This is a genomic window from Wenzhouxiangella marina, from assembly GCF_001187785.1.
Lineage (GTDB): Bacteria > Pseudomonadota > Gammaproteobacteria > Xanthomonadales > Wenzhouxiangellaceae > Wenzhouxiangella > Wenzhouxiangella marina.
On record NZ_CP012154.1, the window covers coordinates 307,769 to 331,690 of the forward strand.

Genomic DNA, 23,922 nt, shown 5'->3' on the forward strand with positions numbered 1-23,922 from the left:
CATGTCGAATCGCGCAGAACGCGCCCAGGCCGGGTTTACGCTGTTGGAGCTCATCATCACCGTGGCGCTCGCGGCGATCCTGCTGAGCCTCGCGCTCCCCTCCTTGCGAGCGGTGGTGCAGAACAATCGCTTGACCGTTCAGGCCAATGACCTGCAGACCGCGTTTCAGTTCGCCCGGTCGGAAGCGCTGAAGCGGTCTCGCCCGGTTTCCGTGTGCGCCAGCGACACCTCCAGCGCCGATGACGCCGATCTCGAGTGCGGCGCCGATTGGACCCTGGGGTGGATCGCTTACGTGGACGACGAGATCGAAGGTACGGACGCCACCGGCATCGACGAGGTGCTTCGCCGCTGGCCGCCTCTGCGCGGTGACGCCACGTTGAATCACGATGGCGATGAAGACTTCGTTCGTTACCTGGCCGACGGGTCCGTGGATGGCATCACCATGCCTGCTCCGCCACTCGTGTTCGAATTGAGAATTCCCGATTGTACGGGTGAGAACGCGCGTGACATTTCCATTGTGCTGACCGGCCGGTCGCACGTCGAGCGAGTGGAGTGTTGAAAATGAGATTCAGGTTATCCGAGTTGCCTCTCCGCCGGTCCCGGGGGTTTTCCTTGATCGAGGTTCTCGTCACCGTACTGGTGGTCTCGATCGGCCTGTTGGGCCTGGCAGCCTTGCAGGGGTTTTCTCTCAATGCCGGCCAGGGGGCGTATTTTCGCACCCAGGCGAACAATCTGGCCTACGAGGTGATCGACTTCGCTCGCGTCAATCGTTCCCAGGTGGAAGTAGCCTGCGATCTCCCGCTGTTGGAGAGCTGGACGTTCTTCGTCGAGGACCAACTACCGGGCGGTGCGCTGGCCATTGAAGTGGATGGCTGCGGAGAGGTGCCGAATTCGATTTCTGCCCAGGTGGCTGTCACGGTCACCTGGGCTGAAGACCGCATGGAAGACGCCGTGGGCGGCGAAGAGTCCCTAGTGGTTCAAACCAGGATCTGAACATGATGCATTTCTTTTCTGAGCCTGATCGGCAGCGTGGTGTCAGTCTGGTCGAGTTGATGGTTGCGCTGGTGCTCGGCCTTCTGGTCACCGCCGGCGTCCTGCAGCTCTTCGCTGGCCAGAAGATGACGTACATGAACAACGAAGGCCTGGCTCGCGTACAGGAAAACGGCCGTTTTGCCATCGAGACGCTCAAGCGAGAAGTCCGCGCGGTGGGCGCGAACGGTTTCTGTGCGGCCCGCACCAACATCAACAACCATCTGCGTGAAGACTGTGCTGGCTACGTCGACGCCATCTTCGACCCGAACCAGAGTTTCACGGGCTGGGAGTTCGATGGCACGGGACGGAACGAGGACTACACGCTTGATGTCATCGAAACCGCCGATTCGGGCGACTGGGGTTCCCTGGTCGATGGTGTAGTGATCGATCTCCCCGACATTCTCGAAGACCGAGTGGTCAAGGGCAGCGACGTGCTGGTGATCCGTAGCCTGGAAGTGATCCCGGGTCTGACCGCCAAGAACAACAACAAGGCCAACTCCTCCAGCATCGTTCTCGAGGGGGACAGTCTGGTCGGCAAGAACGCGATCGTGCTGGTGACGAACTGCTCCAAGAGCGATCTGTTTCAGAACCGAACCAACGAGAATTCATCGTCCTTCAGTGCGGGCACCGGAAACTGTGCTTCGCCGGGGCCGGGAAACAACAACAAGGTCAATTTCAGTACGGCCTACGACGACAGCATGCAGGTCTTTCGCGTGCGCGTGATGGCCTACTACATCGGCATCAATCAGGACACGGGCCAGCCCGGTCTCTACCGGGCCGATATGTCGCTGGGCACCGAGAACCCGGTCCATGAAGAGCTGGCTGAGGGGATCGAATCCCTGCAGGTGCTCTATGGCTACAGCCTGCCTGCGAATCAGGGCGGGGACGGTCAGAGCGTCGACTTCTGGGTGCCGGGGGATGAAGTGCCGGATTGGGCCATGGTGATCGGCATCCGCATGTCGCTGCTGGTGCGCTCGCCGGATCTGGCCGGTGGCGCACCGGTGCAGCAGGTCTTCGATTTGTCGGGCACTCGCATCACGAACCCCAGTGACAATCGCATGCGGCGGCCTTTCCTGGCGACGGTGTCGCTGCGCAACCGCCAGATCACGCTCTAAGGAGGGCTGATAGATGAGTCGATCGATACGTCTTCCCCTTCGCCAGCGAGGCGCGGCCCTGCTGGTGGCGCTGATGGTGCTGTTGGTGCTGACCCTGGTGGGTCTGACCTCCAGCAACGTCAGCATCATGCAGGAGCGCATGGCCAGTAACGTGTCGGAAATGAATCTGGCGTTCCAGCAGGCCGAAGCCACGATTCGGGAAATCGAGCAAGCGGTAACCCAGCTTGCCACGGGCTCCGGGGATTTGGAGGTGATTCCGGTGTGGCCTGAAATGGGGCTCAAACGTTTTGACTGCAGCATGTCCGTCCCCGACCCTGCGCTCTGGAACTGGAACGGTGATCCGCCCCCGCCCTGGCGCGAGGCGCCGGAGTCGGGCAATGACTACATGATCGTCGATCTCAGCGACTACGAGCACAACGGTCTGGTTTATGGCTCTCCATGTCGCCCGATCGGAGAACAGATCCCCTCGGGAGAGTACTTTCTGATCGTTGCGCGCGGGGAGAGTCCAACCGGCACGGCCGAAGCCATTGCCCAGACGATCTTCTTCTGGCCTCAGTAATCGAGGTAAGGAACAATGATGAAACTACGCTTTAATTCGATTGTTTTGACCGCCGTGTTCTGCTGCACAGTAGGCATCAGCGCGCCGGCCAGTGCTGATGACCTGGATATCGCTCAGACGCCTTTGTTCGTTGCGGTGAATATCGATCCCAACATCATGTTTACCCTCGACGATTCCGGATCGATGCAGTGGGAGTTCATGCCGGATGGTCCGGAGTTTCGCTACACGCTCTTCATGTTCCCTCGCCCGAACGGTTTGTACGGAGGGGTCAACTATGCCAATCAGGTGCCATCTTTTCGCGATGACAGCTTGCACAACTATTTCGGACGATCCGCCGCCAACAACGGCGTCTTCTACAACCCGGATTTGACATACAAGCCATGGAAGAATGCCGACGGCAGTTTCATGCCGGACGCCGATCCCCGGAATGCTCTCTACAATCCCCATATCCCGGGCCTCGGTGATCTGGATCTCCTCGATGAACAGACTCAGAGGGCCGTGTGGTTTCGAGGCAATGCGTTCGATCAGGCCTTCTGTGATCCCTGCAATGGCGACCACACGTACTGGCCGATCACCTACTACAACTACATCGGCGGCGATCGGACCGACCGCGACAGCTACGAGCGTGTCCAGATTCGCAACACCACCCCGGCGTCGGCCACCTTCACGAGCCCCGGCGGAATCACGCGGACCCGCAACGAGGAAATCCAGAACTTCGCCAACTGGTTCCAGTATTCCCGTTCGCGCATCCTGGCTGCGCGAAATGGCATCGGCCGCGCGTTCGCGGAGTTGCCCTCGCGCGCGCGAGTGGGTTTCGCCGCGATCAACCAGGACTCGACTTCCGTGGATGGCGTGAACACCCGAACGATCATCGATGGTGTACGACCTTTCGATGGGCTGGATCGCGACAGATTCTACGAAGCCCTGTATGGGCGGGTCATCAACAATAACGGCACCCCGTTAAGAAGGGCGGCGGAAGATGTGGGTGAATACTTCCAGCGTTCGGATGCCCGTGGCCCCTGGTCCACCCTGCCCGGATCGGCCGCGGGTCAGGACTTGTACTGTCGACAGAGCTTTCACATCCTCATGACCGATGGGTTCTGGAACGGTGGTGATCCTGACGTTGACAATTCGGACAATACGGCCGGGCCAACGCATTCGAATTCTGCTGGTGACACTGGCGGCTATGTGCCGGTGGATCCTTATCGTGATACCCGTAGCAACACCCTGGGCGATGTCGCCATGGAGTTCTGGAAGAACGACCTCCGGGGCGATCTTGAAAACCGGGTCCCCACGAATGACACGGACCCGGCCTTCTGGCAGCACTTGACTACCTATGGTATCGGTCTGGGCGTTACTGGTGCGCTCGACCCCGAAGATGTCTTCGAGGCGGTGGAAAATGGCGATGCGGTGGATTGGGGTGACCCCGCAAACGATAATCCAGCGAAGATCGATGATCTGCTGCATTTCGGCATCAACGGACGAGGCGGGTACTTCAGTGCCTCCGATCCCGACAGCTTCGCCAATCAGCTCGGAGCGATCCTGGCGGATATTGCCTCCCGTGCCAACGCCACTACCGGCGCGTCGGTGTCTGCGACCCGCTTGACGACCGGTTCGCTGATCTACGCTGCATCCTTCGATACGCAGGGCTGGGTTGGAGAACTCGAGGCGATCGATCCGATTGAAGATGTGGTGGTCGCCGAGGCCAGCGAGCAACTCGCGCTCCTTGGTGCCGATAACCGCAATATCTGGTCCTGGGACCCGGACGCGGACGCTTCGGCGGAATTCATTTCGGGTAGCGGTGTGCAGGATCGCGTGATGGCCAATGCACCGGGTTCTTACACGGCCGATGCGTTGTTCGCTTTCCTGAGAGGGGACAATGTTCCTGGAATGAGATTTCGGTCATCCATGCTGGGAGATATCGTCGGCTCTCGGCCTGTCTTTTCGGGTCCGGGGAACGAGGGTTGGGCTCGTGTCGATCTTGGATACTTGGGATACATAGACGCAGTCAAACGCGACCCCAGGGATCCCTGTGAACAAGAAGATCCGGCGGACTGCGCGGCCGCTCGCTACGATACGGTTTTTGTCGGCTCGAACGATGGCATGCTGCATGCGTTTGATGCACGGACCATGGACGAGCTGTTCGCCTACGTTCCCGCGGCGGTGCATGAGAATCTTTGGCAGTTGGCGGACCCCGACTATAACCACCGGTTCTACGTTGACGGTCAAGTGGCGGTGGCGGACGCACTCGAAGGCAGTGGCTGGGGGACTTTTCTGGTGGGAACGCTCGGAGCCGGTGGGCGTGGTGTGTATGCCCTCGATGTATCCACGCCGCAGAATTTTGGAGAGAATGATGTGCGGTGGGAGTTCACGGCGGAAGATGACCCTGATCTTGGATATACGTACGGAGATCCTCTGATCACTCGCCTGGAAAATGAGGAATGGGTAGCCATTTTCGGCAATGGATACAATTCGGCAGATGGGCAGGCCTACCTCTACGTCTTGAACCTCTTCAGCGGCGCAGTGCTTCACAAGGTTCCCCTTGGTGATCCTGGAGGAAACGGCCTTTCCGGCGTGGCGGGATGGCGAGAGGCAGCAACACGCTCGTACATCGATCGGGTCTATGCGGGCGATCTCAATGGAACAATGTGGCGCATCGACTTCGAGGGTAGCGAGCCCGTGGTGGTTTACGATGACGGACTGTTCACCGACCCGAACGGTCGGCCAATCACGGCCACACCCACGATCGCTGCGAACCCGGACGGAGGCTTGAACGTATTCTTCGGTACCGGAAAATTGATCGAGAACAGCGACCGCTTGACCGTGAACCTGGACCGTTTCTTCGCGATCCGCGACTTGAATGAGCCCGTGAGTAACCTGACTCGCTTGTCGAAAGGCGAAATCGCTTCGGAAGGTGTAGGAGTGAGAAGCGTCATCAACGAGGGTAACGGGCCTGAAGGCTGGTACGTTGATCTGGAAGTTGGTGGCCCCAGCGGCGAGCGCGTGATGGCTAAAGCCGTGATTCAGTTCGGGATCTTGATTATCGCGACCTACGAGCCGGTTGATGACCCTTGCACTCCAGGAGGGATCCAGAGGCTCTATGTCCTGGATGCAGCAACAGGCAATGGAGCCTTTCCGGGGTGTACAAACTGCGGCGCTATCGAAGTGGGCATCGGAGCTCCGATCAGTCCCCCCATCGTCATCAAGCAGCACACTCGGACACAGCCGGATGGTCTGATCGACTTCCCGGGCATCCCCAACCCCGAGGAGCCGGAAGATCCGGGCGTCCCGCCGGAAGTCACCGACGATGCCTTGCGCGAGGAATGGTGCTCTGTATATGGAATTCCCCCGTTGGTGGAGGGTGCAACCTTCACTGCGCTGGGGTCCATTTGTGAAGGCCGTCAGGTCTGGATTCAGCGTCGATAGCAGGAGATTCCCTTATGAACGTACTTGCTTGTTTGAGAGCCATGGTCGTCGCCTTGACGCTCACCGGATCTTCCTTGGGTCTTGCCCAGGACTCGAGCGCCATCGATCGCGATCTGGCATTGAGCCTCCCGCAGCCCATGACCGTGGATTCGATCAATGTCAGAACAGGCGAGATCGTCCTGGATGGCCGTCGCTACCAATACGCCGAGGGTTCCACGGGGGCGCGGCTCGCGGGCATGACCGAAGAGTCGGACGATGATGGTCTGCGGCTCAGCCAGTTGCGGCCCGGCATGCAGGTGATGATCCAGACGGACGGGACGGAACCGTCCGCGGATCACCGGCCGCTCGTGATCAGGATCTGGAGGGCAGAACGATGAAGGCCGGTGCCCGCTTCCGGAATCCCGCAGCTGGCTTCACGCTCATCGAGCTGATGGTGGCGCTGGCCATTCTGGCCATCGTCATGGCGATCGCCATTCCGTCCTACAGCAACTATGTCATCCGGACCAATCGGACCGAAGGCAAGGCAGCCATCATGGATGCCGCCCAGGCGCTCGAGCGATGCTATTCTCGTTTCAATCGCTATAACGATGCCGCCAACTGCACCGTGGTCACTCCTCTGGGGGGAGACGGCATCGGGTCAGAGACCGGGACCTATCTGGTGACCTCGGTCGCCATGACCGGGACGACTTACACTCTGCGCGCCACCCCTCAGGGCACGCAGGCCACTCGAGACACTGAATGCGGCAACTTTCAGATCACGCATACGGGCCAGCGCTCGATCAGTGGTACGGGCACCGTCGAGGATTGCTGGTAGGCTCATCGAGTTTTCGGCTCCGGGGTGATCACCGGGCATCCCGGGCCCTCTGTCGAAAGTGAAAGGGCGGTCGTCAGCCACGGCGGCTTCATCGGGTGATCTCTGTTCACCCGGTTCCTTGTTGTTGGCCGTCCTGCTGTCGGCGCTGTTGGCGATGCTGGTTTCTGCCGGCGGGCCGCTGTCTGTCGACGCCTTCTGGGCTCGTTTCGGCCTTGCGCTGCCGTTCATTCTCTTCAACGCCTTTCTGTCGCTCGGTGTGCTCTGCCGCTTGCTGCAGCGGCCATCCGCGCGCCGGGCCCTGCGCTTGACGCTGATCGTCATGGCGGTCTGCACCGGCTTGGTGCTCATCAGCAGTGCCGCCGTGGTCTGGATCGCTCCATTCGAAACGGCGACCTCTCAGTCCTGGTTCATCCTGCGCAATACGTTGATGGCCTTGCTCTTGTCCTTTCTCCTGGCGCGCTTCCTCGTGCTGCAGAATCAGTGGCGCATGCAGGTTGCCCTCGAATCCCGAGTCCGTCTGGAGGCCCTGCAGGCGAGAATTCACCCGCACTTTCTGTTCAACGCGCTCAACGCCGTCTCGGAGTTGATTCATCGTCAGCCGGACCAGGCCGAGGACGCCCTGATCGACCTTTCCGACCTCCTGCGCACCGGTCTTCGCGGGGATACGCGTCACCGCCTGGCCGAGGAGATCGAACTGATCCGCGCCTACCTGCGCATCGAATCCCTGCGGCTGGGCGATCGGTTGGTGGTCGAATGGGAGATCGATCCGAAGGTGGATCAGGGCATGCAGCTGCCCGCGTTGCTGATTCAACCCCTGGTGGAGAATGCGGTGCTGCATGGCATCGCCCCCAGTCCCGAGGGCGGCGTCCTGCAGCTTCGGATTCAGGCCATGCGCTTCGGCCGAGTCCGCGTGGTCGTCGAGAATCCGCTTCCATCCGAGAACGCACGTCCCCATGCCGGCAATCGAACCGCACTGGAAAACATCCGCCAGCGCCTGGCCCTGGCCTATGAGGAGGGTGCCAGTCTCAAGGTCGAATCGAAGGATCAGCGATTCCGAGCTCAGCTGGTGTTGCCATCGGCTGCGCGTTCCTGATCCGAGCCCGAGACCCGGTCATCCGTCATCGTGTCCCCCTCCGGTGGCGATTCCGGGCCCTCTACCGAATCCGGGTGCATTTCCAGCACCGCCGGTGACGTGGCGAACTGGGGAACCCACTCGCTCTGCTGCTCGGTGGGCAGCGCCGGCCGGATGCGCATCCGCCACAGGGCGAAGAGTGCCGGAACCAGGGCTGCGGCACTCATGAAGGGCAGGAGCGTGGCCGGGCCGCTCCACTGCATCAGGCTGCCGGCCAGCAATGGGCCGATGATCGCGCCGGCTCCGTACAGCAGCTGCAGGCTGGAGGCCGCCTCGAGCATGTGCTGGCTGTCGACGTGGTCGTTGGTGTGCGAGGCCGCCAGCGCATAGGTGCTGAAGCCGAAGGCGCCGTAGACGAAGCCCGTGAGCATGATCAGCTGCAGACGGATGTCGAGCAGCCACCACCCGGCCAGGGCGGCCAGGGCGGTGATCAGGCTGACGATGGCGAGCACGCTTCGCCGATCGAAGCGGTCGGACAGTCGGCCCAGCGGCCACATCATGAGGATCCCACCTAGGATGCTGAGGCTCATGAAGCCGGCCACGCCCCTGGCATCGAGCCCCAGGCCCGAAGCCATCACCGGCGCCAGACCCCAGAAGGCGCCGGTGCCGACGCCCGCGAACAGGGCGCCGATCACGCCCAGGGGCGAGATCCGATAGAGCTGACCGAGGCCCAGGCGGTGCGTGTCGACCAGGGGCGGTTCCTTGACCCGCGTCAGCGCCACCGGCACCAGGCCGATCGACATCAGCACCGAGCCCAGGGCGAACAGTTCCAGGGTCGAGATGTCGCCGGCCAGCAGCAGGGTCTGGCCGAGCCCCAGGCCGATCAGGGTGGTGGTCATGTAGGCCGAGAAGATATGGCCGCGCTGCTCGTTGCTGGTCTGTTCGTTCAGCCAGCTTTCGATCACGATGTAGATGCCGACGATGCAGATGCCGGCGATGGCCCGTGCGACCAGCCAGACCAGCGGATGGATGAACAGGCCGTGGACGAGCACCGTGACCGAGCAGATCGAGGCCAACGCGGCGAAGCAGCGCACATGCCCGGCGCTGCGAATGATCCGGGGGACGATGAAGGTGCCGGCGACGAAGCCGGAAAAGTAGCCGGCCATGATCACGCCCAGCACGCCGCTGGAAAAGCCTTCCATGCCGCCGCGCACGCCGAGCAGGGTGCCGACCAGGCCGTTGCCCGCCAGCAGGATGGCGATGCCGAGGAGCAGGGTGATGATCGCGAAGATGCCGCGCATGTGAATGGCTTGATCAGGGTTCCTCTGGAGTATGCCAGAGCGGCCTGACGGCTTCAGGCCGAGTCGAGAAACAGGGCCTGCAGGTCGTTGAGGAAGCGCTGGCCTCGCTCCGTGCGAACGATCCGCTGGTGGGCACGGCTGCCGGATTCCAGCGGGTCGCAGACCGGGTCGAGCTCGATCAGTTCGAGCTCCAGCGCGCGCTGCAGCGCGGCTTCGATCGTCTGGCTGGACAGGCCCGTGAAGGCTTCGAAATCGGCCAGCGGCACCGGCTCGTCGAGGCGGAAGCGGTTGAGGAAATATTCGAAGGGCAGTTCGGCCTCGGGAACGGGCCGGGCTTCGGCGATGAAGTCCCGGGTCTCGGGGGCCTTCAGATACGGTCGGGGGTGGGACTTGCGGCGGGTTCTCAGGACCTGCTGCTCGGCGGGCAGGGTCAGCTTGCCGTGCGCGCCCGCGCCGATGCCGAGGTAGTCACCGAAGCGCCAGTAGTTCAGGTTGTGCCGGCTGGCCTGGCCGGGACCGGCCCAGGCCGAAATCTCGTAGTGTTCCAGGCCGGCCGCCAGCAGGCGCTCGGCGCAGGCGTCCTGCATGTCGATCACTGTGTCTTCGTCCGGCAGTGCGGGCGGGCGCGCGGCAAAGAGCGTGTTCGGTTCCAGGGTCAGCTGGTAGTGGGACAGATGGGTCGGTTCGAAGGCCAGGGCCTGCTCCAGATCGGCCAGGGCCTGCTCGGTGGTCTGGCCCGGCAGGGCCCACATCAGGTCGAGGTTGAAACGCTCGAAGCCGGCGCCTTGGACAGCCTCGATGGCCCGCATGGCTTCTTCGCCGCCGTGGATCCGCCCCAGGGTCTTGAGCTGCCGATCATCGAAGCTCTGTACCCCTAAGCTGATCCGGTTGACGCCGGCCTCGCGATAGGCTTCGAAGCGATCGTGTTCGACGGTGCCGGGGTTGGCCTCCATGGTGATTTCGGCGCCCGGCGCCAGGTTCAAGCGCGCGCGCAGCCCGGTCAGCAGGCGATCGATGGCCTGGCCGGAAAACAGGCTCGGCGTCCCGCCGCCGAGAAACACGCTGTGCACCGTGCGGCCCCAGACCCTCGGCAGATCGACCTCGAGGTCGGCCAGAAGCGCGTCGATGTAGCGCGCTTCGGGCAGTTCACCGTTCAGCGCGTGCGAGTTGAAGTCGCAGTAGGGGCACTTGGCGACGCACCAGGGCAGGTGGACGTACAGGGAAAGTGGTGGGAGGCGCAGGATCAAGGGGAAATCAGGGATTCAAGGGTTCAGGGTTCGGGGTTCAGGGTTGCTCGATGCTGGGCGAAGACACCCCGGATTACCGGAGGCCATCGCCCATCCCGTTATCGAAATGACTCGATAGGAACCCTGGGTAGGTCGGGCCCACGTGCCCGACGGTCCATGCTTCAGACATCGCGGTCAACTCGACGACGGCGCATTATCGCAGGCTTCGCGGCACATCCGACACACACATAACGCAGGCAACTCTGCGAATGCGACGACTGCCCCCAGTCTGCTGTTCCCGGTTCTCGGGGCTCCATTCTGAACGCTGAAACCTTCAATCCGAGTCCTTAAACCGGTCGTCAAGCTTCCTTGATGGCTTCGATCAATCTGGCCAGGGCCCGGCCACGGTGGCTGACCCGGGCCTTTTCTTCCATCCGGAGTTCCGCGGCCGTGGCGCCGAGCTGCGGATCGTAGAACAGCGGGTCGTAGCCAAAGCCGTGCTCGCCGCGCGGGTCGTCCAGGATCTGCCCGTGCCAGACTCCGTGGGCGATGATCGGTGCCGGGTCCTCGGGGCTTCTCAGCAGCACCAGGCAGCAGTGGAAACAGGCCGTGCGCCGATCCCGGGGCAGATCGGCCAGGGCTTCGAGCAGCTGCCGATTGTTGTCTTCGTCGCTGGCCTGTTCGCCGGCGAAGCGAGCCGAGCGGATGCCGGGACGGCCTTCGAGGGCGTCGACCACCAGGCCGGAATCGTCGCCCAGGGCCGGCTGGCCGCTGGCTCGGGCCGCGGCGCGGGCCTTGAGGAGGGCGTTCTCGACGAAGGTCAGGCCCGTTTCCTCGACGGGCTCGACCGCGAACTCGGCCTGCGAGACGACGTCGATATGCAGGGGCTGGAGCAGGTGCGCCAGCTCCCTGAGTTTGCCGGCGTTGCCGCTGGCCAGCACCAGAGTCTTGCCTTCAAGCGCCATTGAGTGCGGCCTCCTGGATGGCGATCAATTCGCTGATGCCCTTTTCCGCCAGCGCCAGCATCGCGTCGAGTTCGTCGCGGCGGAAGGCATGGCCTTCGGCCGTGCCCTGGACTTCGATGAAGCCGCCGCCGTCGTTCATGACGACATTGAGATCCGTGTCGGCCGAGGAGTCTTCGGCGTAGTCGAGATCGAGCACGGCCTCCGAGCCGAGCATGCCCACCGAGACCGCGGCCACGTGGCCGTGCACCGGGCTGCGCTTGACCTTGCCGGCGTCGAACAGGCCGTCCATGGCATCGACCAGGGCCACATAGGCGCCGGTAATCGAGGCGGTGCGGGTGCCACCGTCGGCCTGCAGCACGTCACAGTCCAGGGTGACGGTGCGCTCGCCGAGGGCCTGGAGGTCGATGACCGAGCGCAGGCTGCGGCCGATCAGGCGCTGGATTTCCAGGGTGCGGCCACCCTGCTTGCCGCGGCTGGCCTCGCGCATGTTGCGCGTGCCCGTGGCGCGGGGCAGCATGCCGTACTCCGCGGTGATCCATCCCGAACCCTTGCCACGCAGCCAGGGCGGGACGCGCTCTTCGACGCTGGCCGTGCACAGGACGCGGGTGTTGCCGCAGGCGATCAGGACCGAGCCTTCGGCGTGCATGGTGTAGTGGCGCTCGATGGTCACGGGCCGCAATTCGTCGGCCTGGCGTCCGGAAGGTCGCATGCGGAGTCCTTTGTCTGGGCGAGCCGGCAAGGTTACCATGTCGGGCTTGTTTCGATGCCCGCAGGGACCCGCCATGATCCGCAGCATGACCGCCTACGCCGCACGCAGCACGGCCACCACGCGTGGCACGCTCAGCTGGGAGTTGCGATCGGTCAATCACCGCTATCTCGACGTCAGCCTGCGCCTGCCCGAAGACTTCCGCGCCCTCGAACCGGCGATCCGCCAGCGCTTCAAGGAGGCGCTCTCGCGGGGCAAGGTCGAGGCCGGCCTGCGCTTCCAGGCCGATGCCGCGGCGGCCAGTGCCGATCTGCGCCTGAACGGGGATCTGGCGCGGGCGCTGGTTCGCGTCCATGACGAGCTGGCGGGCCTGAGCGGTGGCGCGGCCAGCCCGGACCTGGTCCATCTGCTCGACTGGCCCGGCCTGATCGTCAGCGAGCGGCCGGACTTCGAGGCCGAGCGCGACGCGGCCATGGCCCTGCTCGACGAGGCCATCGAAGCCTTCGTCGAGGCCCGTGAAGGCGAAGGAGCTGCCATTGCCGAGATGATCGAGTCGCGGCTGGCCGGGATCGAGCATCAGGTCGCCGAAGTGCGACGTCATCTGCCGGAAATCCGTACCGCCCTGGACACGCGCTTTCGGGAGCGCCTGGCCGCGCTCAGTCAGCCCGTCGAACCGGGCCGGATCGAACAGGAGCTGGTCCTGCAGCTGCAGAAGCTCGACGTCGATGAGGAGCTGGATCGCCTCGACGCGCACGTGGCCGAGATTCGTCGGGTGCTGGTCCTGGACGAGCCGGTCGGTCGTCGTCTGGATTTCCTGATGCAGGAGCTCAATCGAGAAGCCAATACCCTGGGCTCCAAGGCTGCCGTCGTCGAGACCGGCCAGGCCGCCGTCGAGCTGAAGGTGTTGATCGAACAGATGCGGGAGCAGGTGCAGAATGTCGAGTAAGGGCGAGCTCTACGTCATTGCCGCTCCGTCCGGGGCGGGCAAGACCAGTCTGATGCGCGGGCTTCTCAAGCGTTGCCCACGCCTGTCCCTGTCGGTGTCCGACACGACCCGTCCGGCGCGCGCCGGCGAGGTCGACGGCGAGCAGTACCACTTCGTCAGCGTCGAGGAGTTCAAGGCCGGCATCGAGGCCGGCGACTACCTCGAATACGCCGAGGTCTACGGCAATTTCTACGGCACCCGTCGTGATCGCGTCGAGGCGCTCTGGGCGGCGGGCCGTGATGTCCTGCTGGAGATCGACGTCCAGGGCGCCCGCTCCGTGCGGGCCCAGTTCCCGGGCCTGTGCAGCATGTTCATCCTGCCGCCGTCGATGAAGATCCTCGCCGAGCGCCTCAAGGGCCGCGGCTCCGACGCGCCCGAGGTGATCGAGCGACGCCTCGGGGAGGCGCGGGCCGAGCTCGAGGCCTGCGGGGATTTCCGCTGGATGGTGGTCAATGACGATTTCGACACGGCCCTCGAAGAGCTGACCTCGATCGTCAAGGTCTGGCCGCTGCGCCGGGCCCGCCAGGCAAAGCGGGTCACCAGGCTCTTGGACGAAATCCCGGCACGCGATACAATGAAAGATTGACTTCCGTCCGCGGTGACTCCGGTTCGGGGCATTCGCTGCCCGCTCGAACCGCAATACCGACGGCCGGTGGCACGACACCGGGCAGTCGCGATGAGCGCGTCTGCCAGCAGACAATCAGGACACAGCATGGCCCGAGTAACCGTAGAAGACTGTATCGAAGCCGTTCCGAATCGCTTCGAACTGGTCATCACCGCTGCCCAGCGCGCTCGCATGATCGCCAACGGCGCGGACCCGCTGATCGAGGAATCCTCCGACAAGCCGACCGTCATCGCCCTGCGCGAGATCGCCGAAGGCCAGGTCAACGATGAGAACATCGGCGCCCTGCAGGCCGATCTCGACGCGCGCCTGGCGGCGATGCAGGCTGAAGTGCCGCCGCCGCCCGAAGACGACGACTGATCGGTCGGGATCGTTTCACGGGATCGCTTCATGACTGCACGCGCCTGATGCGAGGGCAAGGCTGATGCTGCCCGCCCCGGTCCGGCAACTGCGCGACCTGCTCAACACCTATCTGGAGCCCGAGCAGGTCGCCCAGGTCCTGCGTGCCTACGAAGTCGGCGAGGAGGCCCATCGCGGCCAGACCCGCCGTTCCGGAGAGCCCTACATCTTCCACCCGGTGGCGGTGGCTCAGATTCTGGCCGGCATGCGGATGGACCATCAGACCATCACGGCCGCCATCCTGCACGACACGGTCGAAGACACCCCCCTCGAGCACCAGGACCTGGCCCGCGAGTTCGGCGAGGAAGTCGCCAAGCTCGTCGACGGCGTCACCAAACTGGACAAGATGAAGTTCCGCACCCGGCGCGAGGCCGATGCGGAGAGCTTCCGCAAGCTGCTGCTGGCCATGAGCCGTGACCTCCGGGTCATCTTCATCAAGCTCGCCGATCGCCTGCACAACATGCGCACGATCGGCGCCATGTCGGCCGAGTCGCGCCGCCGGATCTCCTCCGAGACCCTCGACATCTATTCGCCGATCGCCGAGCGCCTGGGCATGAACGCGCTCAAGGAAGAGCTCGAGGAGCAGGGCTTCAAGAATCTCTACCCGCGTCGCTACCGCGTCATCAGCCAGCGCGTGGCGGCCGTGGCCGGCAATCGCCAGGAGGTGATCGACTCGATCACCGCCGAGCTGAAGAAGCGCCTGAGCGAAGCCGGCATTCCCTGCCGCGTGGAAGGCCGCACCAAGACGGCCTATTCGATCTACTGCAAGATGCGCGACAAGTCCCTGAGCTACGAGCAGGTCTCGGATCTGTTCGCGTTCCGCATCATCACCCACTCCGAGCCGCACTGCTACCAGGCCCTCGGCGTGGCGCACAGCCTGTACCGGCCCAAGCCGGGTAGCTTCAAGGACTACATCGCCCTGCCCAAGCCGAACGGCTACCAGTCCCTGCACACGGTGCTCAATTCCACCTACGGCGTGCCGGTGGAAATCCAGATCCGCACCGAGGAGATGGACCTGGTGGCCGAGAAGGGCGCGGCCGCACACTGGCTCTACAAGGCCACGCCGGACCGCTCGACCGCCGTTCGCGCCCGCGAGTGGCTGCTCAAACTGGTCGATACCCAGTATCGCTCGCCCGATTCGAGCGAGTTCATGGACACGGCCAAGGCCGAGCTGTTCCCGGACGAGATCTTCGTGTTCACGCCGCGCGGCAAGATCATCGATCTGAAGTCGGAGTCGACGGCGCTGGATTTTGCCTACGCCATCCACACCGACGTCGGCAACCAGGCCGTGGCCGCGAGGATCGACCAGCAGCGCCTGCCCCTGCGCACGCGCCTGGAGAACGGTCAGACCGTCGAGATCATCACCGACAAGTCGCACAAGCCCCTGCCGGAATGGCTGGAGTTCGTCGTGACGTCCAAGGCGCGGACGGCGATCCGTTCGCACCTGAAGAACCTCGAGCAGGCCGATTCCGTGGCGATCGGCGATCGCCTGCTCGACCAGGCGCTCATTCGCCGCGGTTCCTCGCTGGAGAAGATTTCCCAGCGCCGCATCGATCGCTACCTGGCCAAGCTCGGTCTGGAGCGCTTCGAGGACCTGCTGATCCGGATCGCGAGGGGCGACATGCTGGCGGGCATGGTGGCGCAGAAGTTGCTGCCGCTGACCCAGCGCCGCCGGGCCGAGGAAGACACGGTCACCACCCTGTCCGTCGGTGGCACCGAGGGCAGCGCGATCAGCTATGCGGCCTGCTGTCATCCGATTCCCGGTGATCCGGTCATGGGCTATCTGTCGCCGGGCAAGGGCATCGTGATCCATCGCCAGCGCTGCCCGAACGTGCCGGGCCTGTACAAGAACCACGCCGAACGCTGCATCGACGTGACCTGGGAACCGCTGACCCGCGGTCAGTTTCCGGTGCTGCTGAAACTGCTGACGGTCAACGGCCCGGGCGTGCTGGCCTCGGTCTCGACCACGCTCAGCCAGGTCGGCGCCAACATCGAGCGCGTCGAGCAGAAGGACGCCAATCAGGAAACGGCCACCCTGTTCTTCGTGCTCAGCGTGACCGACCGTGTCCAGCTGGCCCGCGTCATGCGTCGCCTGAAGCGCAACCCGAACGTGATTCGCGTTTCCCGCGAAATGGCCTGATGATTGCTATCCTGCCACGGCCTTCGCCGAGGCAGTAATGGCCGGGAAGGACCTCGGCCCAAGTCACTTACCCATAGCGAAAGCGAGATCGAACTCCATGGCCAAGACTCCGATCCACAGTCATGATGCCCCGGCCGCCATCGGCCCCTACTCCCAGGCGGTGCGCGCTGGCGACACGGTCTATCTCTCCGGTCAGATTCCGCTGGACCCGGCCGACGGCGAACTGATCACCGGTGAATTCGGTGATCGCTGTCGTCGCGTCTTCGACAATCTCGCGGCCGTGGCCCGAGCCGCCGGCGGCAGCCTGGACGACATCGTCAAACTGAACGTCTTCCTGACCGATCTCGGTCGCTTCGCCGAAGTCAACGAGATCATGGCCGGCTATTTCAGCGAGCCCTATCCTGCCCGAGCGGCGGTTCAGGTTGCCGCCCTGCCCAAGGGCGTGGACGTGGAAATGGATGCCGTGCTGGTCCTGTCCGAGGGCGGTGAGCGCGGCTGAGCCGGAAACGGCGTCGGGGCGGCCGGTCACGGCGCTCGATGGCGTCGGTGAACGGGTTGCCTCCAGGCTGAAGGCCCTGGGCATCGAGCGCGAGCTCGATCTGCTCTTCCACCTGCCCCTGCGCTACGAGGATCGAACCCGGATCACGCCCCTGAACCGGGTGCGCAATGGCGTGACCGTGCAGGTCGAGGGGCAGGTCGTTCACCAGGAGATCCGCTTCGGTCGCCGCCGCATGCTGCTGGCGACCCTGGCCGACGACAGCGGCCAGATCATCCTGCGCTTCTTCCGCTTCTATCCCAGTCAGCAGCGCCTGCTCAAGGAAGGGCAGTACCTGCGCTGCTTCGGTGAGGCGCGCTTCGGGCCCGAGGGCTTCGAGCTGATCCACCCCCAGTGCCAGGCCTTTCAGCCCGATCGCCCGCTGGAGCTGCCGGAATCGCTGACGCCGGTCTACCCCACCACCCAGGGCCTGGGCCAGGCCACCCTGCAGCGTCTCGTCGGCGATACCGTGGCCCGGCTCGAGCGTGCCGAGCTGAGCCTGGAGGATCCGCTGGCGGGCACTCTCGGCGGGCCCAGCCTGGCCTCGGCCCTGATCACCGTGCACGGGCCCGCAGCAAGCGATGACCTGAACGCCTTGATCGAGGGTGATCACCCGGCGGTGCAGCGCCTGGCGCTCGAGGAACTGACCGCCCATCACCTGGCTCTGGCGCGTCTGAATCGGGCCCGGGCCCGGCAGCGGGCGCCGAAGCTGGTCGACGAGCGGCGGCTGGTGCCGGCATTGCTGGCGCAGCTGCCCTTCGAGCCGACGGGGGCTCAGGACCGGGTCATGGCCGAGATTGCCCAGGACCTGGCTCGAACGCGGCCGATGCGGCGACTGGTCCAGGGCGACGTCGGCTCGGGCAAGACAGTGGTGGCGGCCGCGGCCCTGGTGACCGCCGCTTCGTCGGGTCGCCAGGCGGCGATCGTGGCGCCGACGGAGATTCTCGCCGAACAGCACTACCAGAACCTGAAGCCCTGGCTGGATGCCCTGGGCCTGGAATCGGTCTGGCTGGCCGGCAAGGTCAAGGGCAAGGCGCGCCAGGCCGCGCTGGAGGCCTTGAAGACTTCAGCCGACATCGCCATCGGCACCCACGCCCTGTTTCAGGACGCGGTGGCCTTTCGTGACCTCGGGCTGGTCATCGTCGATGAGCAGCACCGTTTCGGGGTGCATCAGCGCCTGGCCCTGGCGGCGAAGGGCCAGCGGGGCCAGCGGCTGCCCCATCAGCTGGTGATGACGGCCACGCCGATCCCCCGCACCCTGGCGATGACGGCCTATGCCGGTCTGGACATTTCGGTGATCGACGAACTGCCGCCGGGGCGCAAGCCGGTGACCACCGTGGCGGCCAGCCAGCAGCGCCGCGAGCAGGTGGTCGAGCGCCTGCGACACGCCCTTGGCCAGGGGCGACAGGCCTATTGGGTCTGCCCCTTGATCGAGGAATCCGAAGTGCTCGAGGCCGAAGCCGCCGAGACCCGATCGAAGGAGCTTGCGCGCGTATTGCCCGAGTTCAGGGTCGGGCTGATCCATGGCCGAATGAAGCCGGTCGAGAAGCAGGCGATCATGGCCGAATTCAGCGCGGGGGAGATCGATCTGCTGGTCGCCACGACCGTGATCGAAGTGGGTGTCGATGTGCCCAATGCCAGCGTGATGATCATCGAGAACGCGGAGCGTCTCGGCCTGTCCCAGCTGCACCAGCTACGCGGCCGGGTCGGGCGGGGCAGTGACCAGGCCAGCTGCGTGCTGCTCTACAAGCCGCCCCTGGGGCCGATGGCCGAGGCGCGCCTGGGCGTGATGCGCGAAACCACCGATGGCTTTCTCATCGCCGAGAAGGATCTGGAACTGCGCGGACCGGGCGAGGTCCTGGGCACCCGCCAGACGGGGATGCTGCGCTTTCGTGTCGCCGACCTCGCGCGGGATGCTGAGCTGATCGAGCAGGTGGCCGATGTGGCCGCCGGCCTCGATGCCGAGGCCGGCGAAACACTCATCCAGCGCTGGATCGGCGCCGCCGAACAGTTCGTTGACGTCTGATCACTCGCCCTGGCCGAGGGAGAAGCCCGGGACGCCGTCGAAGGCGTAGAGCTGCTCGGTCTTGATGAAGTCCAGGCCGGCGTCCGCGAAACGCTGCAGCAGGGCAATGACGTCCTTGTGCTCGATGGTCTGCCCGTCCTCGGCGCGGAAGCGGCAGCGCCAGTGATCGGTGCAGCGGGTTTCCGGCAGTCCCTCCGGAAACACCTTCACGCCGCGGTTGGTGATCAGGCTGAGGCGGACCGGCAGGCCCTCGTCCAGGGCTCTGACCTGCTCGCCGAGCACCTTCGGATCGCGGTCGGCCTGGTCCCAGTCGAGGAACACGTCCACACCGATCAGGGTCTTCTCGGCGCGCGCCGGTTCAGGCCAGCTCGACTTCACGTTCGGCCAGGCGGTCGCTTCGGCCTGACGCGCGGCCTCGCTCGATTCGTCGAGGCGTTCGATGACCGCGTCGGCGAAGGCGCGCGTGCCGAGGCGCTCGCGGCTGTGGCCCGGTCGGTGGATGTCGGCGGTGTGCAGGCCGTCGGCCAGGGTGGCGGTCCAGGCGGCGAAGACGCGGTTGGCGGTTTCGCCATCACCGATGTAGCGCAGCATCTCGATGGCCGCGAGCAGCAGGCCCGAGGGATTGGCCAGGTCCTGGCCGGCGATGTCCGGAGCCGAGCCATGCACGGCCTCGAACATGGCGATGCCTTCGCCGATGTTCGCCGAGCCACCGAGGCCGACGGAGCCGGTGATCTGTGCAGCCACGTCGGAGATGATGTCACCGTAGAGGTTGGGCGCGACGATGACGTCGAAGCGTTCCGGACGATCCGCCAGCAGCGCGGTGCCGATGTCGATGATCATGTGGCCGGACTCGATGTCCGGGTACTCTTCGGCCACGCGGTCGAAGATCCGATGGAACAGGCCATCGGTGAGTTTCATGATGTTGTCCTTGGAGAAGCAGTCGACGCGCTTGCGACCCTGCGCCCGTGCCAGTTCGAAGGCATAGCGGATCAGGCGCTCCGAGCCGGGCGAGGAGATCAGTTTCAGGCACTGGGTGACCTCGTTGGTCTGGCGGTGCTCGATGCCGGCGTAGGTGTCTTCCTCGTTCTCGCGCACGATCAGCACATCCATGTCCGGATGGCGCGTCTCGATCCAGGGGTGCCAGGCGCGGCACGGCCGGACGTTGGCGAACAGACCCAGGGCCTTGCGGAGGGTGACGTTGAGGCTCTTGTAGCCGCCGCCCTGCGGGGTGGTGATCGGCCCCTTCAGGAGCACGCCGTGCTTGCGGATCACGTCCCAGGCTTCGGCCGGGATGCCCGAGCTGACGCCATCCAGATAGCAGCGCTCGCCCATGGTCACGGGGACGAAGCGCACGCGCGCACCGGCTGCATCGAGAATGCGGCAGACGGCGTCGGTGATTTCGGGGCCGATGCCATCGCCCTGTGCGAGAGCGACGTCGACGGGCTGGGTGAGCTTCGAAGCGGGCTGGGGTCGGCGGTCGTGATCGGGGCGGTACATGAAGAACTCCTGGTGTGTCGAGGCGGGCGCCACTCTACCTGCGCCGATGAATAAGATAAAGTTAAAATCTATTGTCCTTTGCATAGATAAAGATCTAATCAACCAGGCGCATCGATGAAACCGACCCTGCATCAGCTCCGGATCCTCCAGGTCGTCGCCGACGAGGGTTCGATCGCGGCGGCCGCCCGGAGGCTCCACCTGACTCCGCCCACCCTGTCGATCCAGCTCGGGCAGCTGGCCGAGGCCCTGGGCATGCCCCTGCACCGGGTCAGTGGCCGGCGCCTGCAGCTGACCGAGGCGGGGCAGGATGCCCTGGAGGCCGCCCGTCGCATCGACGCCGAACTCAAGCGCCTCGATCAGCGCCTGGCGGCCCGGCGTGGCATCGAACGAGGGCGCCTTCGCATCGCCGCCGTCTCGACGGCCGAGTACGTCCTGCCGAGTCTGCTCGGTCGATTCCGTACCGCGCATCCCGGCATCGAAGCCAGCCTGACGATCCTGCCGCGCGATCGCCTGATCGAGCGCCTGAACGAAGGGCGGGACGATGGCTATCTGATGACCCGCCCGCCCGCCTCGGAGCGTCTTCGCATCGAGACCGTCGGCCTCAATCCCCTGGTGATGATCGCGGCGCCCGACCATCCCTGGGCAAGGCAGCCCGAACTCGCCTTCTCGGCCGTCACCGAGGCCAGCTTCGTCGTTCGCGAACCCGGTTCCGGCACTCGACTCTGGACCGCCGACTGGCTGGCTCGCTTCGGTGCCGAACTTCAGCCGGCGCTGGAGCTGGGCAGCAACGAGGCGATCAAGCAGGCGGTCATGGCCGGCCACGGCCTGGCCGTGATTTCCCTGCACGCCGTGACCCTCGAACTCGAGGCCGGGCGTCTGACCCTGCTGCGCGTGCCGCACTTCCCGGCACCGGTCCGCTGGTCACTGGTTCAGGGCCGTGGGGTGGAACCCACGCCGGCGGCGCTGGCCTTCCGGGACCACCTGCACGATCAGTTCCCGGCCCTGGACGCCACCATGCACGAGGTCCTTGCCCGTCACGGCCTGGCGTTCCCCGAGGATGCCTTGACCGAACCCAGCGAAGTCGACGCTGCGCGCTGATCGCTTTCATCGAAAGCACGGATGCGCCGGGCGAACGGCCTTGGCATACTGGGCAAGAGGGACAGAAAGGGCTGACGATCGAGTCCGGAGGAGCCAATGAACGAGCCAGCGAAGCAAGCCCGCCCGCCGGAGGAGTTGCCGATGGCGGCGCCCTGCCGGCGGCTGCCGACGAGAGCACCGCTGGACTGGCTCGCGCGCGGCTGGGTGGATCTGCGCCGCGCACCTCGTCAGAGCCTGAGCTGGGGAGCCGTCGTACTGGCGCTCAGCTACCTGATCACGGCGGCGACCTGGCGCTGGGGCAATCTCGGCCTGTACCTGGGCCTGGTCAGCGGCTTCGTCTTCATCGGCCCCTGGCTGGCGATGACCCTGTACGCCATCAGCCGACGCCTGGAGCTGGACCGTGGCGTCAGCCTGAGGCGAAGCATCGCCGATGCGGGTCAGTCGATCCGCGGCGCCATGGTCTTCGCCGTCATCCTGATCATCGTGCTGCTGGTCTGGGCCCGGGCGGCCAACACCCTGTACATCTTCTTTCCGGCCCTGGCGAATCCCGGTTGGCGGGATCTGCTTCTGTTCCTGACCGTCGGCAGCGCGGTCGGCGCGGTGTTCTCGGCGGTGGTGTTCGCGGTCTCGGCCTTTTCCCTGCCGATGCTGATGGACCGGCGCGCCGACGCGGTAACGGCGGTGATCACCAGCATCAACGCGGTGCTGCGCAACAAGCGCACGATGCTGCTCTGGGCGGCGATCATCGTGAGCTGCGTGCTGTTGGGCGCGGCAACGGCCTGGCTCGGCTTCCTGATCCTGATCCCGCTGCTGGGGCATGCCACCTGGCACGCCTATCGGGACACGATCGATGCCTCGGAATGGCCCGCCCGTCCACCGGTGGACTTCAAGGCCCGTGAGCAGGCTGTCATGCAGAAAAAGCGGGACTTGTGAGATACTAGGGGGCTCCATACGGCTTCGTACAGGGCCGCGCGCCGAAAACCGGTGCCCGCGGCGGCCGCGATGCCCCGACAGAACCAACCGATTGCACTGCTGAGGAGACCAACGGTGGCTGAACGCAAACTCACCCTGACCGATTCCGAATCCGGTAAGACCCTGGACCTGCCGATTGTCTCCGGCACCGAGGGCGATCCGACCCTCGACATCAGCCGCATCCACCCGGAGCTCGGCTACTTCACCTTCGATCCGGGCTACGGCGCGACCGCCAGCTGCAAGAGCGACATCACCTTCATCGATGGCAATGAAGGCATCCTGCGCTATCGCGGCTACCCGATCGAACAGCTGGCCGAACAGTCCAGCTTCCTGGAAGTGGCCTACCTGCTGCTGTACGGCGAGTTGCCGAGCAAGGCGCAGTTCTCGAAGTTCGACCATGACATCACCTATCACACCATGGTCCACGAGAAGATCAACAACTTCATCAACGGCTTCCACTACAACGCCCACCCGATGGCCATTCTGTCGGGCGTGGTGGCCTCGATGGCCGGCTTCTACCACGACAAGCTCGACGTCAACGACCCCGAGCAGCGCGACCTGGCCGCCAAGCGCCTGATCGCCAAGATGCCGACCATCGCGGCAGCCGCCTACCGTCATTACATGGGCTGGCCGAGCGCCTACCCGCGCAACTCCCTGAACTACTCGGAGCGCTTCCTGCACATGATGTTCTCGGTGCCGGCCGAGTCCTATGAAGTGAATCCGATCGCGGCCAAGGCCCTGGATCTGCTGTTCATCCTGCATGCCGATCACGAGCAGAACGCCTCGACCTCGACCGTCCGTCTGGTCGGATCGACCGGCGCCAACCCCTACGCCTGTACGGCCGCCGGCATTGCCGCCCTCTGGGGCCCGGCCCACGGCGGTGCCAATGAGGCCGTGCTCAACATGCTCAACCAGATCGGTGACGTGAGCCGGGTCGGCGAGTTCATCAAGAAGGCCAAGGACAAGAGCGATCCGTTCCGCCTGATGGGCTTCGGTCACCGCGTCTACAAGAATTTCGATCCGCGTGCCACGATCATCCGCAAGGCCTGTCACGAAGTGCTCGGCGAGCTGGGCAAGAAGGATCCCTTGCTCGATCTGGCCATGGAGCTCGAGAAGATCGCGCTGGAAGACGACTACTTCGTCGATCGCAAACTCTATCCCAACGTCGATTTCTACTCCGGCATCATCTACAAGGCCTTAGGCATTCCGACCAGCATGTTCACCGCGATGTTCGCCATCGGCCGCACGGTGGGCTGGGTCAGCCAGTGGCTGGAACAGTCGGCCACCCCGCACCGCATCGGCCGCCCACGCCAGGTCTACACCGGCTCGGGCGAGCGCGACTACGTGTCGATCGACAAGCGCTGATCCCGTTCAGCGAACCGAGACAGGAAAACGCCCCCGCCATCGGTCGGGGGCGTTTTTCGTTGCGGCC

General features: G+C 64.6%; 22 protein-coding genes. 17 read left to right on the forward strand and 5 right to left on the reverse strand.

The window, feature by feature from the left end; genetic code table 11:
* Position 1 precedes the first annotated feature (1 nt).
* The 8 genes from WM2015_RS01225 (at position 2) to WM2015_RS01260 (ending at position 8,039) form a co-directional block, all read left to right on the forward strand.
* Complete coding sequence (locus WM2015_RS01225; protein WP_049724324.1) at positions 2–559, forward strand: GspH/FimT family pseudopilin; 558 nt, start codon at positions 2–4, stop codon at positions 557–559.
* Positions 560–561: 2 nt separating this feature from the next.
* A complete protein-coding gene (gene pilV, locus WM2015_RS01230; RefSeq protein ID WP_049724325.1) occupies positions 562–993 on the forward strand; it encodes a type IV pilus modification protein PilV in 432 nt (143 codons plus the stop codon).
* 2 nt (positions 994–995) lie between these two features.
* Complete coding sequence (locus WM2015_RS01235; RefSeq protein ID WP_049724326.1) at positions 996–2,147, forward strand: PilW family protein; 1,152 nt, start codon at positions 996–998, stop codon at positions 2,145–2,147.
* 13 nt (positions 2,148–2,160) lie between these two features.
* Positions 2,161–2,706: a pilus assembly PilX family protein gene (locus WM2015_RS01240; protein WP_049724327.1), complete on the forward strand. Its 546-nt coding sequence runs from the start codon at positions 2,161–2,163 to the stop codon at positions 2,704–2,706.
* Between the two features lie 15 nt (positions 2,707–2,721).
* On the forward strand, positions 2,722–6,132 hold the full coding sequence (locus WM2015_RS01245; protein WP_049724328.1) for a pilus assembly protein: 3,411 nt from the start codon (positions 2,722–2,724) through the stop codon (positions 6,130–6,132).
* 14 nt (positions 6,133–6,146) lie between these two features.
* The gene (locus tag WM2015_RS01250; protein ID WP_156200742.1) at positions 6,147–6,509 is read left to right on the forward strand and encodes a hypothetical protein; all 363 of its coding nucleotides are present in this window, start codon (positions 6,147–6,149) and stop codon (positions 6,507–6,509) included.
* Positions 6,506–6,946, forward strand: coding sequence for a type IV pilin protein (locus tag WM2015_RS16320; RefSeq protein WP_049724330.1), 441 nt, complete (start codon positions 6,506–6,508; stop codon positions 6,944–6,946). Before WM2015_RS01250 ends, WM2015_RS16320 begins: the two co-directional genes overlap by 4 nt.
* Before the next feature lie 124 nt (positions 6,947–7,070).
* Positions 7,071–8,039: a sensor histidine kinase gene (locus WM2015_RS01260; protein ID WP_049724331.1), complete on the forward strand. Its 969-nt coding sequence runs from the start codon at positions 7,071–7,073 to the stop codon at positions 8,037–8,039.
* On the opposite strand, the gene WM2015_RS01265 is transcribed toward WM2015_RS01260, so the two are convergent.
* From WM2015_RS01265 to rph, 4 genes are all read right to left on the reverse strand, one after another.
* On the reverse strand, positions 8,006–9,319 hold the full coding sequence (locus WM2015_RS01265; protein ID WP_082169337.1) for an MFS transporter: 1,314 nt from the start codon (positions 9,317–9,319) through the stop codon (positions 8,006–8,008). The two genes, WM2015_RS01260 and WM2015_RS01265, sit on opposite strands and share 34 nt — an antisense overlap.
* 53 nt (positions 9,320–9,372) lie before the next feature.
* Positions 9,373–10,560 (reverse strand): radical SAM family heme chaperone HemW, encoded by a 1,188-nt coding sequence (hemW, locus tag WM2015_RS01270; protein WP_049726927.1) that lies wholly within the window; start codon positions 10,558–10,560, stop codon positions 9,373–9,375.
* A 344-nt stretch (positions 10,561–10,904) separates the two neighbouring features.
* Complete coding sequence (gene rdgB / locus WM2015_RS01275; protein WP_049724332.1) at positions 10,905–11,510, reverse strand: RdgB/HAM1 family non-canonical purine NTP pyrophosphatase; 606 nt, start codon at positions 11,508–11,510, stop codon at positions 10,905–10,907.
* Positions 11,500–12,219: a ribonuclease PH gene (rph, locus tag WM2015_RS01280; RefSeq protein ID WP_049724333.1), complete on the reverse strand. Its 720-nt coding sequence runs from the start codon at positions 12,217–12,219 to the stop codon at positions 11,500–11,502. The genes rdgB and rph overlap by 11 nt, the downstream gene beginning before the upstream one ends.
* A 73-nt stretch (positions 12,220–12,292) precedes the next feature.
* Between rph and WM2015_RS01285 the strand changes: the two genes are divergently transcribed.
* The 6 genes from WM2015_RS01285 (at position 12,293) to recG (ending at position 18,923) form a co-directional block, all read left to right on the forward strand.
* Positions 12,293–13,162 carry a YicC/YloC family endoribonuclease gene (locus WM2015_RS01285; RefSeq protein ID WP_049724334.1) on the forward strand — a complete coding sequence of 290 codons (870 nt, stop codon included), beginning with the start codon at positions 12,293–12,295 and terminating at the stop codon, positions 13,160–13,162.
* Positions 13,152–13,787, forward strand: coding sequence for a guanylate kinase (gene gmk, locus WM2015_RS01290; protein WP_049724335.1), 636 nt, complete (start codon positions 13,152–13,154; stop codon positions 13,785–13,787). The genes WM2015_RS01285 and gmk overlap by 11 nt, the downstream gene beginning before the upstream one ends.
* A gap of 126 nt (positions 13,788–13,913) precedes the next feature.
* On the forward strand, positions 13,914–14,183 hold the full coding sequence (rpoZ, locus tag WM2015_RS16395; protein ID WP_049724336.1) for a DNA-directed RNA polymerase subunit omega: 270 nt from the start codon (positions 13,914–13,916) through the stop codon (positions 14,181–14,183).
* A gap of 64 nt (positions 14,184–14,247) precedes the next feature.
* The gene (locus WM2015_RS01300) at positions 14,248–16,362 is read left to right on the forward strand and encodes a RelA/SpoT family protein (protein WP_049724337.1); all 2,115 of its coding nucleotides are present in this window, start codon (positions 14,248–14,250) and stop codon (positions 16,360–16,362) included.
* Between the two features lie 97 nt (positions 16,363–16,459).
* Complete coding sequence (locus tag WM2015_RS01305) at positions 16,460–16,861, forward strand: RidA family protein (RefSeq protein WP_049724338.1); 402 nt, start codon at positions 16,460–16,462, stop codon at positions 16,859–16,861.
* Entirely contained in the window at positions 16,848–18,923 is a 2,076-nt protein-coding gene (gene recG, locus WM2015_RS01310) for an ATP-dependent DNA helicase RecG (protein WP_049724339.1), read from the forward strand. Before WM2015_RS01305 ends, recG begins: the two co-directional genes overlap by 14 nt.
* Here recG and WM2015_RS01315 read toward each other — a convergent pair whose 3' ends face one another.
* Positions 18,924–20,420: an NADP-dependent isocitrate dehydrogenase gene (locus WM2015_RS01315; RefSeq protein ID WP_082169813.1), complete on the reverse strand. Its 1,497-nt coding sequence runs from the start codon at positions 20,418–20,420 to the stop codon at positions 18,924–18,926.
* Positions 20,421–20,534: 114 nt separating this feature from the next.
* Between WM2015_RS01315 and WM2015_RS01320 the strand changes: the two genes are divergently transcribed.
* The 3 genes from WM2015_RS01320 (at position 20,535) to WM2015_RS01330 (ending at position 23,855) form a co-directional block, all read left to right on the forward strand.
* Positions 20,535–21,518 carry a LysR family transcriptional regulator gene (locus WM2015_RS01320; RefSeq protein WP_049724340.1) on the forward strand — a complete coding sequence of 328 codons (984 nt, stop codon included), beginning with the start codon at positions 20,535–20,537 and terminating at the stop codon, positions 21,516–21,518.
* Positions 21,519–21,614: 96 nt separating this feature from the next.
* Entirely contained in the window at positions 21,615–22,451 is an 837-nt protein-coding gene (locus WM2015_RS01325; RefSeq protein WP_049724341.1) for a DUF2189 domain-containing protein, read from the forward strand.
* A gap of 114 nt (positions 22,452–22,565) precedes the next feature.
* Positions 22,566–23,855, forward strand: a complete 1,290-nt coding sequence (locus WM2015_RS01330; protein ID WP_049724342.1) for a citrate synthase — start codon at positions 22,566–22,568, stop codon at positions 23,853–23,855.
* Positions 23,856–23,922 lie beyond the last annotated feature (67 nt).